Raw genomic sequence first — 15,398 nt, 5'->3', positions numbered from 1 at the left:
GTTTACGCAGTTGCGCCGCGCTCGGGGATTATCTGCTGTGCGATCCCCGCAACCAACAGATAGATCGAGGTCACGACCAATCCCCAATGCGCCCAGCTTTCCGGGTGAAAATCAACCCAAGCCGCCCAGCCGGCAAAGAACGTCCAAGCCAGCGCAACGGGCAAGCTAAGCTCGCGCCACCGTTCGGTTCGTACCGGATGAATGAATTTCAACGGCAGGAACATGGCGATCGCCAACGCGGTCACCAATAACAACAGGATCCAAAAGTTTGGTTCCGTTGCGAACAGGACAATGACCAGCATATTCCAACATCCCGGAAACCCTGAGAAACTGTTGTCTTTGGTTTTCATTCTGGTGTCTGCGAAATAAATCGCGCTGGCGAATGTGATCACGATAATTGCGAACCAACCCGTCCAGCCCGGCATCAGGTCGGACTTGAACAGCGCAAACGCGGGGATGAACACATAGGTCAGATAGTCGATGATCATGTCCATCAACACGCCGTCATATTGCGGTGCATTGACTTTGACGTGATAACGCCGCGCCAGAGGGCCATCGATACCATCAACCACAAAGGCGACGACAAGCCAAAGGAACATAAGGCTCCATTTTTCGTCGACTGCGGCCAACATGGCCAACATCGCGATGACAGCACCAGTTGCGGTGAACAGATGAACAAGCAGGGCTTTAGTCGTAATTTTCATGCGCGCTTTGTGCCGGAAATTGAGGATGGGGGAAAGAAGAAACCTTGGGCGCGGTCAGGCGCGGGGGTGGGCGGCCTTGTAGACCTCGAGCAGGCGCGAGGTATCGACGGAGGTATAGGCTTGGGTGGTGGACAGGCTGGCATGGCCTAAAAGTTCCTGAATGGCACGCAGATCACCGCCTGCGGCCAGAAGATGCGTCGCAAAGCTGTGGCGCATCGCGTGGGGGGTTGCTGTGGCGGGTAAGCCCAGCTGCAGGCGCACCTGCTGCATTGTATTTTGCACAGCGCGCGGCCCAAGCGCGCCGCCGCGCACACCGCGAAACAGGGGGGCGTCGGGCGTTTCGGGGTGTGGGCAAAGCCGACGATATGCTTCGACTGCGTCGCGGGCGACGGGCAAGACAGGCACCACACGTTCCTTGCCGCCCTTGCCTTTAATTCGCAGGGCGTCGGGCAGGGGGGCGTCGGCGCAGGTCAGCCCCAGTGCCTCGGAAATGCGCAGGCCGCAGCCGTAAAGCAGCGTGGCGACCGCAATATCACGCGCGCCCACCCAGCCGTGCAGCGATTGCAGACCCGCCGTTTCGATCACCGCCTTGGCGGCATCAGGCGCCAGTGGACGGGGCAGTTTCTTTGAGAATTTCGGGCTGCGCGTGGACAAGACGGCGGTGGCATCGAAATCGTCGCGTTCGCTGAGCCAGCGATAGAAGCTTTTGACCGCCGATAATGCTCGGGCCAAAGATCGCGCGCCGACCCCACGGCCGCGTTCATGCGCCATCCATGCACGCATATCCGGAAGCGACACCGCCGCCAATCCGCCACGTCCGGCAGACCCGCCAAGATGGGTCGCCATGAAGGCCAGAAACCCCGTCAAATCCGTCTGATAAGCCGCAAGGGTGTTGACCGACGCCCCGTCCAGCGCGCGGATATGATCAAGCCACTCCGACAACGCGGCTCGCGCGCCCGCCGAGATCATTAACGTGGCCTTGCCGGTCACGACAGCCAGCGGCGCATCGCGCGTTCGAACACGCCGCCGAAGAAGGCCAGAAGGTCGGTGCCTTGTCCGGGTTTGAACTGCTGTGCGTCCTCGACCCCCAGAACCAACATGCCGGGCAGGCGGCCTTCGCCCAGATCCAGACGGATGCAGGCTTCGGACCGGACCCAGAAGCCGGTTTCGCCATAGATGGTTTCTTCCTGTTCCTGGATCTGGCGCAGAAAAACCTGCCCCGCCGATTGCTCGGCCCGCATTCCAAGATACTCATCGACGAAACCCGGTTCGGTCACGGACAGAACCGGCCCAAGCCGCCCGATGGCGCTGTTTTTCTGGCCAAGCTCGGTTTCCAGCACAAGGCGCACGCAATCGACGCGCAAAATCTCGGCCACTTCGCCGCCAAGATCGGCCATGAACAGCTCGAAATCGGCCGGGTCCAGCATTCTGAGCACCGCGCGGTGGATCAGGTTCATGCCAGCAATATTGTCATAGGCGGCAGCGATCACAGAACGGTGCGTATCTTCCAGCCGGTCCAACCGGGACTCGAGCCGGTCCATCGCAATGCCGCGAAGGTCCACGATATTGGCGCCCATGATCCGTTCATTCGCGTCAATCAGGGCGCGCATGATATCCTGATCATCCAGGATGGTTTCGGGTTGCGCGATCAAATGCGCGCGCAATTCTTCGTCGATCGTAGCGGGTACGTTCATCTGCTGCCTCGAATTTTATTTGTCGTTTTGATCGAACATACACGAGGGAAGGTGGCGAGTGGCCAGTTTTTTCGCTTATGCGCCGACGAAAAAGGGGGCCGTGGCCCCCTCGTAACAGTCGCGGTGTTGGTGTGCGGCTCAGAGAATCTTGATGCCAGCCGCTTTGATGTCGGCCAGAAACGCGTCCAGCCCCTTGTCGGTCAGCACGTGTTTTGCCATCGCCTGAATGACCGATGTTGGTGCGGTGGCCACATCTGCCCCAACCAGCGCACAGTCTTTCATGTGGTTGACCGACCGGATCGACGCCGCCAGAATCTGCGTCTCGAACCCGTAGTTGTCATAGATGGTGCGAATGTCCTCGATCAACTCCAGCCCATCCATGTTGATGTCATCCAGACGACCAATGAACGGCGAAATGAAGGTCGCACCAGCTTTTGCGGCCAGCAGCGCCTGGTTGGCTGAGAAACACAGCGTCACGTTCACCATGGTGCCTTCGTCGGTCAGAACCTTACAGGCTTTCAGCCCGTCCCAGGTCAGCGGCACCTTGACTGCGATGTTGTCGGCGATCTTCGCCAGCTTGCGGCCTTCTGCGATCATGGTGTCGGCATCAATGGCGGTGACTTCGGCAGAGACTGGGCCATCCACGATGTCGCAGATTTCCTTGGTCACTTCCAGAATGTCACGTCCCGATTTCTTGATGATCGAGGGGTTGGTGGTCACGCCGTCGATCATCCCGACGTCGTTCAGTTCCTTGATGGCGTCGATATCGGCGGTATCAGCGAAAAATTTCATATGCGCGGCTCCTGCAGCTATTGAGCGTTTGCGCTCTCATACCCCATGGGCGCGCGGGCAGAAAGCCCTTATGGTGCGCGCGACCACGGGGACTCAGGCGAAATGAGCGATATTCAGCATTTTCCGGAAGGCGCGCGCGTCGGTGTTCTGACCGCGCAGCCCTTGGATCGTATCCTGACATACCGCGCGCCCGAAGAGGGCTGCGTGCAAGGTGCGTTTGTCGAGGTGCCGCTTGGCCCGCGCAAGGTGCTGGGCGTGATCTGGGGGCCGGGCGAGGTTGGATTTGACGCCTCCAAACTGCGCGCCGTGATCCGCGTTCTGGATGTGGCCCCCATGCGCGCCGAGATGGCGGAATTTCTGACCCGCGTCGGCGATTACACCCTGACCCCGATGAGCCAGATGTTGCGCCTTGCCACCCGCGCGCCGGGCCTGTCCGATCCACCTTCGATGCGCAAGGTTTTGAAGGCGTCGGGACATCGCCCCAACCGCCTGACCGATGCACGTGCCAAGGTGATGGACGTGCTGATGGATCAGCCCGGTGTCGGCTTCACGCAGAAGGAATTGGCCGATTTGGCGGGGGTAAGTGGCTCCGTTGTGAAGGGGCTGGTGAAGCTGGGTGCCATTCGCGAGGAAGACACGCCGCGCGACATGCCCTATCCGCGTCTTGACCCCAGCTTGCCCAGCAAGCAACTGACCGAGGAACAAGCCGCCGCCGCCAAGCAACTGACCGATGGCGTGCGCACCGGCCGTTATGGCACCACGCTTCTGCGTGGCGTCACCGGCGCCGGTAAGACCGAGGTTTATCTGGAAGCCGTCGCCGCCTGTTTGAAGAAAGGCCGTCAAGCTCTGGTTCTTTTGCCTGAAATTGCGCTCACCGCCGAGTTCCTGAAACGGGTCGAAGAACGCTTCGGCGCGCAACCTGCCGAATGGCATTCCGGTGTGACCATGACCGAACGCCGCCGGTGCTGGCGGATGGTCGGGCAGGGGGAGGCATCGCTTGTGGTGGGTGCCCGTTCCGCGCTCTATCTGCCATTTCGTGACCTTGGGTTGGTGATCGTGGATGAGGAGCACGACAGTTCCTACAAGCAGGAAGACGGAGTGCTGTATTCTGCCCGCGACATGGCTGTAATGCGCGCGTCGATCTGTGATGCGCAAGTGGTGCTGGCCTCGGCCACGCCCTCGCTTGAGACTTGGGCCAACTGCGAGGCGGGGAAATACAACCGTATTGACCTGACCAGTCGGTATGGTCCCGCCGTCATGCCCGACATGCGCGCGATTGATATGCGGCAAGAGGATTTGCCGTCGCAAAGCTGGATTTCCCCCACGCTGAAAGCCGCCGTGACCCTGCGCATCGCGAAGGGCGAACAATCGCTGTTGTTCATCAACCGCCGTGGCTATGCGCCGGTCACGATTTGCCGGGCTTGCGGACACCAGATTGGCTGTGACCATTGTGACGCGCGCATGGTGGAACACCGCTTCCAGAAACGCCTTGTCTGCCACCAATGCGGCGAAACAAAACCGATGCCCGAGGCCTGCCCGGAATGCGACGTTGAAGGCAAGCTGGCCCCGGTCGGTCCGGGTGTCGAACGGCTGGCGGAAGAAGTCCGCGCCAGTTTCCCGGACGCCCGCGTGGCGGTGTTGTCGTCCGACCTGTTTGGCTCAGCCCGCGCGCTGAAAGAACAGATCGAACTGATCGCGGCAGGAGGCGCCGACATCATCATCGGCACGCAACTGGTCGCCAAAGGGCACAACTTCCCCAAGCTCACTCTGGTCGGCGTGATCGACGCCGATCTTGGCTTGCAAGGATCTGACTTGCGCGCGGCTGAACGCACCTTCCAACTGATCCGCCAAGTCGCGGGCCGGGCTGGACGGGCGGAAACGCCCGGCGTCGCGCTCCTGCAAACGTTCCAACCCGAACACCCGGTGATCCGCGCGATCCTTGCTGGCGAGGAAGAGAAGTTCTGGCGCGCGGAAGCAGGTGAAAGGCAAGCTGCGGGCGTGCCGCCCTATGGGCGCATGGCCGGTATCATTCTGTCATCCCCCGACATCCAAGCGGTGTTTGATCTAGGGTCAGAAATGGCCCGTCGATCCGAGCCGCTGATCCAAATCGGCGCGCAACTTTACGGCCCCGCCCCCGCGCCGATCGCGCGCGTACGGGGGCGGCATCGTGTGCGTCTGCTGGTGAAAGCTGATAAGGGTGCGCCCATACAACCCGCGCTAAAACGCTGGCTTGCGCAGTTCAACATCAAAGGCGACATGCGTGTGTCGGTGGATATTGACCCGCAGAGTTTTTATTAGAGCTTCAAAGCTTCTCAATTTCTAAAAGGTAGATTTTGTTCAGGTCTCTGATTGAATCGCGCAGGGCAACCGCAGCTAGATCACTTAATTGCGGGTTATCTAACTCAACTAAAAAATCGACACTTTTCAACAATTGGTCAGTAATAAACTTAGCGGTGTCTACGCTGGAAATGGAGTAAGCGCGCGTGGGTATTCCCAAATCAACTGAAACATAGTCGTTTTCTTTTATGTCCAAATGATTTGGTCCCGAAAAACCATATGTATTGATACTGCCATCAACTCGAAGGATGAATGTGAGTTTGGGGGCAGGAAATCTCGGTGTGTCTATGTCTCTGCACGCTGCCTTCAATGCCCTGAAATGGGGCAGTACCGCTTTTGCAGCATCTCGCCCGCCAAATTGCGCAGAGAAGTCAATTTTCGCCAATTCGTTACTCCGCCGGCAACGCAGCGCCCCGGCCTTGCGCCTGATCCACCAGCGCATCGGTGAACACCGCCCCGATCCACATGCACAAAAGCGCGAGCCATGCGGTGCCGACGAAGATCGAGGTGCCGGTGACGCCTGCGCCGATGGCGCAGCCGCCAGCCAGCATTGCGCCAAAGCCCATCAGGAACGCTCCGGTCATAGAGCGGCGCATGGTTGCTTCACCATCGAAACCTTGGAATTTGAAATCGCCCGACAACCAACTGGCGGCAAACGCGCCGATGACCACGCCCGGCACGAGCCCTACGTCGAAATTCAGGACAGGGTCGGGGATCAGAAAAAACATAAGCGTGTTGGCAGATGGGCCAGAGAATGTGGCCGAAGTGACGGACACAGGCTCGAACGCGGCCATAGACAGCTGATAGGTTAAGACCCAGCCAAGGGCGACGGCAAATCCCACCCCTGACCCGAACACCAATCGTTTGTATTCCATGCCCGACCGGCGGGCGATGACGATGGCCATAATGGCGGTGATGACCCCCAGCGCAAAACCGCTCCAGGCTGGGATGCCAAGCGTGGTCAGAAGGTTCATGTTTGTGCCGCCTTCGGTCATCCAAAGCCGGGCAAGTGTGTCGCGGGTAGGGGCAAGCCAGCCGTGCAGGCTCATTTGTGCAACGACGGCGAAGATCAGGCCGGACACGACCGATCGCAGGTTGCCCGTCGCCGCCAGCACCAGAAGACGGCCCGAACAGCCACGTGCCAGCACCATACCCACGCCGAACATCAACCCGCCGATAATGGCGCCTGACCAAGTGCCGGTCACGGCCATCATTCGCGCGTCCTCGACCCGCAACAGCCCCACAAGCGATGCACCCTGAACCCAAACCAGCGCCGTCGAGAAAGTCAAAAGCCACACAGCGACCGAATTATCCATCATGCGCCGCGCAAACTCCACGGTCGCCGCGCGCAGGCAGAACCGCGACCGCTGGGCGGCCACGCCGAACACAATACCGGTGATAAGGCCGAACAGTGCGGCTGTCGGAGCTTCTCCGATTCGGTCGATCAGGGGGATGATATCCATCTGGTCTCTCTTGCTTTTCCAGTAATCTTAACGTGTTTCCGACCTGCACATCTTGACTTATATCATAAACATATATGCTTGAGCGAATGCGTTAACGGCTCGCCAACTGGGGATAACGAGCGTATGGCGTGATTATGAGACTTCAGATCCTGACTCTTGACCAAGCGCGCGCCTTGCCATTTTGGCGCCGCCCCATTTTCCTGCTGATGTTGATGGCGGCGGGGATGCCGGTTGCTTTTTTCACCTGGTCGGCTCTTTTAAACAACTTCGTGATCGACGCTGCAGGCTTTACCGGTGTCGAAATCGGCTGGCTGCATACGGTGCGCGAAATTCCGGGGTTTCTGGCCATCGGGGTGATCGCCCTTCTGATGCTGTTTCGCGAACAGGTTCTGGGGATCGTGGCGCTGGGCCTGCTGGGTGCTGCCACGGCGGTGACCGCGTGGTTCCCCAGCTTTGGTGGCATTCTGACGATCACGATGCTGTCGTCTATTGGGTTTCATTACTTCGAGACGGTGAATCAGTCGCTTCAACTGCAATGGATCGACAAGAAGCGCGCGCCGCAGATGTTGGGTTGGATCATGGCGATCAGCTCGGCGGCGGGGTTAGTCAGTTATGGGTTGCTGGTCCTGACATGGAAGACCTTCGACCTTAGCTATAACCTCGTCTATATGCTTGCAGGTGGGACGACATTGGCCGTCGCGATCTTTTGCTTCTTCGCCTACCCGCAATTCGAAAGCCCCGAGCCGCAACTGAAGCAGTTCGTGCTGCGCCGGCGCTATTGGCTGTATTACGCCTTGCAATTCATGTCCGGTGCGCGGCGTCAGATTTTCACGGTGTTTGCCGCCTTCATGATGGTTGAACGCTTCGGGTTCGAGGTGCACGAAATTACAGCCCTGTTCCTGATCAACTATGCCGCCAATATCTTCTTTGCGCCCTTGATGGGTAAAGCGGTCGCGAAATGGGGCGAACGCCGTGCGCTGGCATTCGAATATGTCGGGCTGGTCGGTGTGTTTCTGGCTTATGGCGGCATTTATTATTTTGGGTGGGGTGTTGTGCTGGCGGCGGTGCTTTACGTGTTGGATCACATGTTCTTTGCACTGGCTTTCGCATTGAAAACCTATTTCCAAAAGATCGCAGACCCGCAAGATATTGCGCCCACTGCGGCGGTGGCGTTTACAATCAACCACATTGCGGCTGTGTTCCTGCCCGCGCTTCTTGGGTACCTGTGGGTCGTGTCACCGGGAGCGGTGTTCGGGCTTGCTGCCGGAATGGCGGCGGTCTCGCTGATGCTGGCGCTTTTGATCCCGCGCCATCCGGAGAAGGGCAACGAAACAGTGTTTGCGCCTCCGTTGCGGCAGGTTGTGCGGTAGGGCAGGGCGAAACAGTTGACCCGCCCCACGCCGCGCACTAGGCCAAAAGGTGCAGTTGAAAGGATGGCATGATGACCACATGGACCGCTCTGACCACCTTGAAAGGTCAAGCCGCCGCCGAGGCGCTTGGCGCCGCGATGGAAAACCTAACGCCCGAGCCGACCGGCGTTGGCATGTTTGAAATCGAGGATGGTGCGGGCATCTGGGAAGTAGGTGCTTATTTTGTCGAACAACCCGACCCTGCGGGGCTTGCGCTATTGGCCACGATGCACGGCGCGCAGGATTTCGCCGTCTCGGAATTACCCGAGGTCGATTGGGTCGCCCATGTCCGTCGCGAATTGTCACCGGTCGAGGCGGGGCGTTTCTTTGTCTATGGCAGTCATGACGCCGATCAGGTGCCCGATGGCAAGATCGCCTTGTTGATCGAAGCCGCGATGGCCTTTGGCACCGGCCATCACGGCACGACGCTGGGATGCTTGCAAGCGTTGGATAAACTGGCCGGGCAGGGGTTCGTCGGCAAGAATGTTGTCGACATTGGCTGTGGGACCGCTGTTTTGGCGATGGCCGCCGCCCGCATCTGGCCCAACCCGGTGCTGGCAAGCGATATCGACCAAGTTGCGGTTGATGTGGCCAAGGCCAATATTGCTGCCAACAACCTGGAAGACCGCATTTGCTGCGTTGAAGCCGCTGGTTTCAACGCCCCCGAATTGCAAGATGCCATCCCCTTTGATCTTGTGTTCGCAAATATCCTGAAAGGCCCCTTGATTGGTCTTGCGCCGGATATGGGAAAGAATATTTCGCCCAAAGGGTATGCGATTCTTTCGGGGATTCTGAACCCGCAAGCGGACGAGGTGATCGCCGTTTATGCCGAAAATGGGTTTAATCTTGTTGAACGAACCGAGATTGTCGACTGGACGACGCTAATCCTCCGCAAAAATTAATCTTTTTCGCCTAAAATTTGACTGCTTTCTAGTCACAAGCACTTTTTTGCCATATTCTGATTCATGAAAATTATTTTTATTTTTTGTTAATAGGGGAGGGATTGAAAGTGACTGATGCACAAGTTCAAGACTTTCAAAAGAGAGTGCGTGGAATTAGCCGCCAACATCGTCGATTTACCAATGGGTATGTGGAGCTGGTCGAACGTGATGGCTTGTTGGTGCCCCGCCAACGTCGGATGCGGCGCGGGTTCCCCATCAAGGGATTGGTGCTGACGCTGATCGGCTTCATGGTGTTCAAGGGGTTCATGCTTAGCCAAGTGGGCGCTTTGAATTACACGGACCGTTTGGACCGCTTGGCCCAGGGAACGCTGATCGAACAGGCTGGCGCTTGGGTGATGCAGGCGGATCCTGTCACGCAGGCGATTGCCGGACAGTTGGCGGGCCTGCTTTAATCGGGGCTTTGCCTCTACTCGATCTGGATCACCGCAATGCAATGACTGTCGCCCCGCGCGCCCAAGGCGTTTTCGGGGCGTTTGTCTTTGTTTCGTAAAAAGTTTTCCGTCCGCCCGTAATCTTTGCGCATCAGCCCTCGCAAATCCTGTTGGCCTTGTCTATCTGCCTTGTCTAGAAAGACCCGAGCATGAACAGGAGGCGCCGGATGGCCAAGATCACTTACATCGAGCACAATGGAACACAGCATGTCGTCGACGTTGCACCCGGCCTGACCGTTATGGAAGGTGCGCGTGACAACAACATTCCTGGGATCGAAGCCGATTGCGGTGGTGCCTGCGCCTGTTCCACCTGCCACGTCTATCTGGATGCTGCGTGGGTCGATAAGGTTCCACCCAAGGACCCGATGGAAGAAGACATGCTGGATTTTGCTTTTGAACCGGATGCTGAACGGTCACGCCTGACCTGTCAGATCAAGGTGACCGACGATCTGGATGGTCTGGTCGTGCATATGCCTGAAAAGCAGATCTGAAGTTTTGGCGCTGCGGCTGGCCGGCGCCTATAGCGCCCGCCAGCCAATATCGGAACGGTTGAACCCCTCGGCCCAGTCAATCTTTTCGATCATCGCATAGGCGCGGTCGCGGGCCTCTTGCAGGCTGTCGCCGCGGGCGGTGATGTTCAGAACACGCCCACCGGTGGCTGTGATCTCGCCATCCACTTTGGTGGTGGCAGCATGAAATACCATGTTCATTGAATCCTCCGGCAGATCGTCCAAGCCCTTGATGACCGACCCCTTCTGATAAGGTCCGGGATAGCCGTTGGCCGCCATCACCACGGTGATCGCGTGGTCATTTGCCCAGTTGACTTGCGCTTCATCAAGTCGTCCTTCGGCGCAAGCAAGCATCAGATCCAGCGCCTGCGCGCCCAGCCGCATCATCAAGACCTGACATTCCGGATCGCCGAATCGGGCGTTGTATTCCACCAGCCGCGCCTGGCCATCTTTGATCATGAACCCCGCATACAGAACGCCCTGATAGGGCGTACCGCGTTTGGCCATTTCGGCCACGGTGGGCTCAATGATCTCGCGCATTGCGCGGGCGGCAATGTCGTCGGTCAAAACCGGGGCAGGGGAATAGGCGCCCATGCCGCCGGTGTTCAGCCCCGTATCGCCATCGCCCACGCGCTTGTGGTCCTGCGCGGTGCCGATGGGCAGTGCGGTCGTGCCATCGCAGAGGATGAAATAAGATGCTTCCTCGCCATCCATAAACTCCTCGATCACAACTTCTGCGCCAGCCCCGCCAAACGCGCCGCCGAACATATCGTCGATAGCGTCCAGCGCCGTCTGCTCATCCATCGCGACGATCACGCCCTTGCCTGCAGCCAACCCGTCGGCCTTGACCACGATCGGTGCGCCTTGTTCGCGGATATAGGCCTTGGCGGCGTCTGCGTCGGTGAAGTGGCCATAGGCCGCCGTGGGCGCGCCTGCTGCATCGCAGATTTCTTTGGTAAAGAACTTCGAGGCTTCCAGTTTTGCGGCTTCTGCCGATGGGCCGAAGACGTTGACGCCCGCCTCGTGCAGACGGTCGGCCACGCCTTTGGTCAGCGGCGCTTCCGGCCCGATGATGACGAAATCAATGGTGTTTTGCTGCGCAAACGTCACGACCGCGTCGCCGTTTTCAATGTCCAGCGTCGCACACTCTGCGATCTGGGCCATTCCTGCATTTCCGGGCGCCACGATCAACCGATCACATTTCGGGTTTTGCATCACAGCCCATGCAAGCGCATGTTCGCGCCCGCCGCTGCCCAGAATAAGGATGTTCATGGCTCGTCCCCCGCTTGGCCTTCTGTCATCGGCGTTCTAAGGTCGAGGCGAGCAATGCACAAGAACTGAGGCAGTATGTCCGAGCTGATTGACGACCCCACCCCCGGCCAGAATGCGCCCGAGTTTACCGTTTCGGAAATCTCTGGCGCGGTGAAAAAGACAATCGAGGGCGCGTTTGGTCGCGTCCGCGTCCGCGGCGAGGTCGGGCGCGTGATGCTGGCACGGTCGGGCCATTTGTATTTTGATGTGAAAGATGATCGGTCTGTGATCGCTGCCGTCAGTTGGAAGGGACAGGTCAGCCGCCTTTCAATCATGCCCGAGGAAGGCATGGAAGTGATCGTTTCAGGCAAGATCACGACCTTCGGCAGCCAGTCCAAATACCAAATCAACGTCGATGATGTCGTCGTCGCGGGTGAAGGCGCGTTGATGGCGATGTTGGAAAAGCGCAAGAAAGCACTGGCTGCAGAAGGGCTTTTTGCGCCTGAACGCAAGAAGAAGCTGCCTTTCCTGCCCGACGTGATTGGCGTTGTGACCTCGCCCTCAGGTGCCGTCATCCGCGATATTCTGCACCGTTTGCGGGATCGCTTCCCGCGCAAGGTGCTGATTTGGCCAGTGGCCGTTCAGGGTGAAGCGAGCGCGCCTCAGGTTGCCGCCGCGATCGAAGGCTTCAACCGTTTGCAACCGGGTGGCGCGCTGCCCCGGCCGGATCTGCTGATCGTCGCACGTGGTGGTGGCTCGATAGAGGATTTGTGGGGCTTCAACGAAGAAAACGTCGCCCGCGCTGTGGCGGCTTCGGAAATTCCTGTCATCTCTGCTGTGGGGCATGAAACGGACACGACCCTGATCGACTATGTGTCCGATCTGCGCGCGCCCACACCGACGGCGGCTGCCGAACATGCCGTGCCGGTGCGGATGGAGTTGCTGGCTTGGGCCGAGGAGCAGGGCACCCGACTGACCCGGTCGCTTGAACAGGCGCTGATGCAACGCGGCCAGCGGCTGCGTGACTTGGCCCGCGCCCTGCCGCGCCCCGAGGCGTTGTTGGAAAACCCACGCCAGCGGTTGGATACGGCCAGCCACAAACTGCCCTCTGCCTTGCGGTACATGACGCAGCAACGGCGCGTGAAGTTGTCTGAGGCGTCAGCGGGTCTGCGCCCGCGTGTTCTGACCTCTCGGCTTGCGCCGATGCGGGACCGGCTTGATATGGTGGCGGTACGATTGGATCCGGATCGTATCACAGACGCGAACAAACGACGGACGGTCGAGATCAGCGGACTGACCGCGCGATTGGATCGTGCCTTTCTGTCGAATACAAAGCGGCATGAGGATCGGTTGTCTGCATTGGAGCGGATGCGCCAAACGCTGGGCTACACCGAGACGTTGAAGCGTGGCTATGCGGTTGTGCGGGGCGACGGAGATGTCGTGACGACCCAAGCCGCCGCCGCGCAGGCCAAAGCGCTTGAGATCGAGTTTGCGGATGGGCGATTGTCACTGGATGAGTCAGCGACAGCCGCGAGGCCGACCAAACCCGCGACCAAGTCCAAGCCCAAAAAAGATGCTCCCGATCAGGGCTCGCTTTTCTGATCTGCAACCACGTTATTTCTTACGCGAACCGGGACGTCCCTGCGGTTTGCCGCCGGGGCCTTTCCCCGCCGGGCGCTGCCCCGGTTTCCCGCCAGGACGACCAGTCCCTTTGAACGCAGGCTTTGCACCCGGTTTGCTGCCGTGTTTGCCGCGCGGGATTTCTTTGCGCGTACGCACTGGCGTTGGCTTTGCATCCTCCATCCCAAGCGGATCACGCACGACACGTTGGCGGATTTCCTCGACCTCGCCGGGTTTTAATTCGCCCAGTTGGAAGGGGCCATAACTGACACGCAGCAGGCGGTTCACGGTCAGGCCCACGGCTTCCATCGCGCGGCGCACCTCGCGGTTTTTGCCTTCGCGCAGGGTTACGGTCAGCCAAGCGTTTGCGCCTTGCTGCCGGTCGAGAGATACAGCCATCGGCTGGAACCGCTCGCCGTCGATGGTCAGACCCTTGCGCACCGGGGCCAGCGTATCCTCGGTAGGTCGCCCGTTCACCCGCACGCGGTATTTGCGCGACCACCCGGTTGATGGCAGCTCCAGCTTTCGTTTCACTTCGCCGTCATTGGTCAGAAGCAGCAGACCTTCCGAGTTCAGGTCAAGCCGCCCGACGCTCATTACACGGGGCAGGTCGTCAGGCAGATTGTTGAAAACAGTGTCGCGCCCCTTTTCGTCGCGTTCCGTCGTCACAAGGCCGATGGGCTTGTAATACAGCCACATACGCGGCGGTTCGGGTTCGGCCAGCGGCGCGCCGTCAAACAGGATCTCATCCTTGGGCGTGACGTTCAGGGCGGGGCTGTCGATCACCGTGCCGTTCACGGTCACGCGCCCCACTTCAATCATCCGTTCCGCCTCGCGTCGGCTGGCGACACCGGCGCGGGCCAGCACCTTGGCGATGCGGTCGCCTTTCGACGGATCCGTTGGTGCGGCATCCGGCCTTTTCGGCGCGAGTTTACGGGCGGATTTGGGAACGGGGGGGCGTTTTTTGTCTGTCATGCCTTCGCATAGCGCGAGGCGGGGCAAAGGGGAAGCCTTGGCAAGCGTGCAGGTCCAATGCAAAAGGGGGCATGAGCCGTTTCAAAAGCCATATGGACGCCGCCTTGGACGAGGCCCGCGCTGCAGCCAAGCGCGGTGAGGTGCCCGTGGGCGCGGTGCTGGTGTCGCCGTCTGGGCAGGTTGTCGCCACGGCAGGCAACCGGACACGCGAGTTGAACGATCCCACCGCCCACGCCGAGATTTTGGTGATCCGCGCGGGATGCGCGCAAGTGGGTTCTGAACGTCTGCCTGATCACGATCTATACGTGACGCTTGAGCCATGCCCGATGTGCGCCACCGCCATATCCGCCGCGCGCATTCGCCGGGTGTATTATGGCGCGGCTGACCCGAAATCGGGCGGCGTCGCACATGGCCCACGCATTTTTACCCACCCTCAATGCCACCATGTGCCAGAGGTCTATGATGGGATCGGCGCGGACGAGGCCGAGCAGATCCTAAAGGACTTCTTCGCCGCCCGGCGATAGGCCCTACAAGGTGATCGGCTTCAACACTTCTGGCTCGATCACATTCACATCGGGCAGGGCTTCAACAAGCTCGTTCGCGGATTGCGCCAAGATCGGGAAGGTCTTGTAGTGACAGGGGATCACAGTGTCGAAATCGAAATACCGTTTCGCCGCGTAAGCCACTCGCGCCATGTCCATCGTGTAATGACCACCGGCACACAGAATGCCGATATCGGGTTTGTGCAGATCGCCCATCCACTCCATATCCGCCATGATGTCGGTGTCGCCGGACAGATAGATCACGTGATCTTCACCCGCGATCATGAACCCGACCTCGGCCCCGGCGCACAGCGGGCGTTCTCCGTCCAGATAGTCGAAACTGGCGGAATGCGAGGCGTTCACCATGGTGATCTTCGCCCCGTTCAGGTCAATGGTGCCGCCTTTGCCGAAACCCAGCGTCTCGACCCCGTCTTCATTGCCCCAGAAGGTGGCAAGTTCGTGAATGGCGGCAACCGGAATGCCTTTCTCTCGGGCAATTGCAAGGGTTGATGACGCGTGGTCGCCATGTCCGTGGGTGATCAGGATGTGAGTCGCGCCCTCGGTGGCCTCGTCCCGCCGGTCTTCGGGGAACATCGGGTTGCCATCCAGCCAGGGGTCAATCAGAAGCACGGCGTCTTCAATCTCGATCCGAAAGCCGGAATGTCCAAGGAATGTGATTTGCATGGAAAGCCCCCCTTTTCATCGTTCA

General features: G+C 59.4%; 16 protein-coding genes. 7 read left to right on the top strand and 9 right to left on the bottom strand.

The features are described 5' to 3' along the window. Positions 1-2: 2 nt before the first annotated feature. The 4 genes from MN186_RS07695 to fsa form a co-directional block, all read right to left on the bottom strand. On the bottom strand, positions 3-704 hold the full coding sequence (locus MN186_RS07695) for a CDP-alcohol phosphatidyltransferase family protein (RefSeq protein WP_242113787.1): 702 nt from the start codon (positions 702-704) through the stop codon (positions 3-5). 54 nt (positions 705-758) lie between these two features. After that, positions 759-1,673 (bottom strand): tyrosine recombinase XerC, encoded by a 915-nt coding sequence (locus MN186_RS07690; RefSeq protein ID WP_242113904.1) that lies wholly within the window; start codon positions 1,671-1,673, stop codon positions 759-761. Between the two features lie 17 nt (positions 1,674-1,690). Then, a complete protein-coding gene (locus MN186_RS07685) occupies positions 1,691-2,398 on the bottom strand; it encodes a DUF484 family protein (RefSeq protein ID WP_242113786.1) in 708 nt (235 codons plus the stop codon). Positions 2,399-2,536: 138 nt separating this feature from the next. Further along, the gene (gene fsa, locus MN186_RS07680; protein ID WP_242113785.1) at positions 2,537-3,190 is read right to left on the bottom strand and encodes a fructose-6-phosphate aldolase; all 654 of its coding nucleotides are present in this window, start codon (positions 3,188-3,190) and stop codon (positions 2,537-2,539) included. 102 nt (positions 3,191-3,292) lie between these two features. Between fsa and MN186_RS07675 the strand changes: the two genes are divergently transcribed. Further along, positions 3,293-5,488, top strand: a complete 2,196-nt coding sequence (locus MN186_RS07675; RefSeq protein WP_242113784.1) for a primosomal protein N' — start codon at positions 3,293-3,295, stop codon at positions 5,486-5,488. Positions 5,489-5,492: 4 nt separating this feature from the next. Here the strand turns inward: MN186_RS07675 and MN186_RS07670 are convergent, their stop codons facing one another. Beyond that, entirely contained in the window at positions 5,493-5,912 is a 420-nt protein-coding gene (locus MN186_RS07670; protein ID WP_242113783.1) for a hypothetical protein, read from the bottom strand. Positions 5,913-5,916: 4 nt separating this feature from the next. Further along, a complete protein-coding gene (locus MN186_RS07665) occupies positions 5,917-6,990 on the bottom strand; it encodes a YeeE/YedE family protein (RefSeq protein WP_242113782.1) in 1,074 nt (357 codons plus the stop codon). A gap of 134 nt (positions 6,991-7,124) precedes the next feature. Between MN186_RS07665 and MN186_RS07660 the strand changes: the two genes are divergently transcribed. The 4 genes from MN186_RS07660 (at position 7,125) to MN186_RS07645 (ending at position 10,283) form a co-directional block, all read left to right on the top strand. Next, positions 7,125-8,360, top strand: a complete 1,236-nt coding sequence (locus tag MN186_RS07660) for an MFS transporter (protein ID WP_242113781.1) — start codon at positions 7,125-7,127, stop codon at positions 8,358-8,360. Positions 8,361-8,431: 71 nt separating this feature from the next. Continuing rightward, positions 8,432-9,301, top strand: coding sequence for a 50S ribosomal protein L11 methyltransferase (locus tag MN186_RS07655; RefSeq protein WP_242113780.1), 870 nt, complete (start codon positions 8,432-8,434; stop codon positions 9,299-9,301). 143 nt (positions 9,302-9,444) lie between these two features. Beyond that, the gene (locus tag MN186_RS07650) at positions 9,445-9,753 is read left to right on the top strand and encodes a hypothetical protein (protein ID WP_242113779.1); all 309 of its coding nucleotides are present in this window, start codon (positions 9,445-9,447) and stop codon (positions 9,751-9,753) included. Between the two features lie 206 nt (positions 9,754-9,959). Further along, complete coding sequence (locus tag MN186_RS07645) at positions 9,960-10,283, top strand: 2Fe-2S iron-sulfur cluster-binding protein (RefSeq protein ID WP_242113778.1); 324 nt, start codon at positions 9,960-9,962, stop codon at positions 10,281-10,283. Positions 10,284-10,310: 27 nt separating this feature from the next. On the opposite strand, the gene purD is transcribed toward MN186_RS07645, so the two are convergent. Next, on the bottom strand, positions 10,311-11,573 hold the full coding sequence (gene purD, locus MN186_RS07640; RefSeq protein WP_242113777.1) for a phosphoribosylamine--glycine ligase: 1,263 nt from the start codon (positions 11,571-11,573) through the stop codon (positions 10,311-10,313). A gap of 75 nt (positions 11,574-11,648) precedes the next feature. On the opposite strand from purD, the gene xseA reads away from it, so the two are divergent. Next, the gene (xseA, locus tag MN186_RS07635; protein ID WP_242113776.1) at positions 11,649-13,154 is read left to right on the top strand and encodes an exodeoxyribonuclease VII large subunit; all 1,506 of its coding nucleotides are present in this window, start codon (positions 11,649-11,651) and stop codon (positions 13,152-13,154) included. A gap of 12 nt (positions 13,155-13,166) precedes the next feature. On the opposite strand, the gene MN186_RS07630 is transcribed toward xseA, so the two are convergent. Beyond that, positions 13,167-14,147, bottom strand: coding sequence for a pseudouridine synthase (locus tag MN186_RS07630; RefSeq protein WP_242113775.1), 981 nt, complete (start codon positions 14,145-14,147; stop codon positions 13,167-13,169). A gap of 71 nt (positions 14,148-14,218) precedes the next feature. Between MN186_RS07630 and MN186_RS07625 the strand changes: the two genes are divergently transcribed. Continuing rightward, complete coding sequence (locus MN186_RS07625; RefSeq protein WP_242113774.1) at positions 14,219-14,671, top strand: nucleoside deaminase; 453 nt, start codon at positions 14,219-14,221, stop codon at positions 14,669-14,671. 3 nt (positions 14,672-14,674) lie between these two features. Here MN186_RS07625 and MN186_RS07620 read toward each other — a convergent pair whose 3' ends face one another. After that, a complete protein-coding gene (locus MN186_RS07620) occupies positions 14,675-15,373 on the bottom strand; it encodes a metal-dependent hydrolase (protein WP_242113773.1) in 699 nt (232 codons plus the stop codon). Between the last annotated feature and the right edge of the window lie 25 nt (positions 15,374-15,398).

The sequence above is a fragment of the Aliiroseovarius sediminis genome (assembly GCF_022678485.1).
Lineage (GTDB): Bacteria > Pseudomonadota > Alphaproteobacteria > Rhodobacterales > Rhodobacteraceae > Aliiroseovarius > Aliiroseovarius sediminis.
This window is presented reverse-complemented; position numbering and strand designations above follow the sequence as displayed.

Bases quoted from the DNA above. Each gene is read 5' to 3' on its own strand.
- MN186_RS07655 (WP_242113780.1), top strand. From the start codon at position 8,432: ATGACCACATGGACCGCTCTGACCACCTTGAAAGGTCAAGCCGCCGCC.
- MN186_RS07660 (WP_242113781.1), top strand. From the start codon at position 7,125: ATGAGACTTCAGATCCTGACTCTTGACCAAGCGCGCGCCTTGCCATTT.
- MN186_RS07620 (WP_242113773.1), bottom strand. From the start codon at position 15,373: ATGCAAATCACATTCCTTGGACATTCCGGCTTTCGGATCGAGATTGAA.
- xseA (WP_242113776.1), top strand. From the start codon at position 11,649: ATGTCCGAGCTGATTGACGACCCCACCCCCGGCCAGAATGCGCCCGAG.
- MN186_RS07695 (WP_242113787.1), bottom strand. From the start codon at position 704: ATGAAAATTACGACTAAAGCCCTGCTTGTTCATCTGTTCACCGCAACT.
- MN186_RS07625 (WP_242113774.1), top strand. From the start codon at position 14,219: ATGAGCCGTTTCAAAAGCCATATGGACGCCGCCTTGGACGAGGCCCGC.
- MN186_RS07665 (WP_242113782.1), bottom strand. From the start codon at position 6,990: ATGGATATCATCCCCCTGATCGACCGAATCGGAGAAGCTCCGACAGCC.
- MN186_RS07685 (WP_242113786.1), bottom strand. From the start codon at position 2,398: ATGAACGTACCCGCTACGATCGACGAAGAATTGCGCGCGCATTTGATC.
- purD (WP_242113777.1), bottom strand. From the start codon at position 11,573: ATGAACATCCTTATTCTGGGCAGCGGCGGGCGCGAACATGCGCTTGCA.
- MN186_RS07630 (WP_242113775.1), bottom strand. From the start codon at position 14,147: ATGACAGACAAAAAACGCCCCCCCGTTCCCAAATCCGCCCGTAAACTC.
- fsa (WP_242113785.1), bottom strand. From the start codon at position 3,190: ATGAAATTTTTCGCTGATACCGCCGATATCGACGCCATCAAGGAACTG.
- MN186_RS07690 (WP_242113904.1), bottom strand. From the start codon at position 1,673: ATGATCTCGGCGGGCGCGCGAGCCGCGTTGTCGGAGTGGCTTGATCAT.
- MN186_RS07645 (WP_242113778.1), top strand. From the start codon at position 9,960: ATGGCCAAGATCACTTACATCGAGCACAATGGAACACAGCATGTCGTC.
- MN186_RS07675 (WP_242113784.1), top strand. From the start codon at position 3,293: ATGAGCGATATTCAGCATTTTCCGGAAGGCGCGCGCGTCGGTGTTCTG.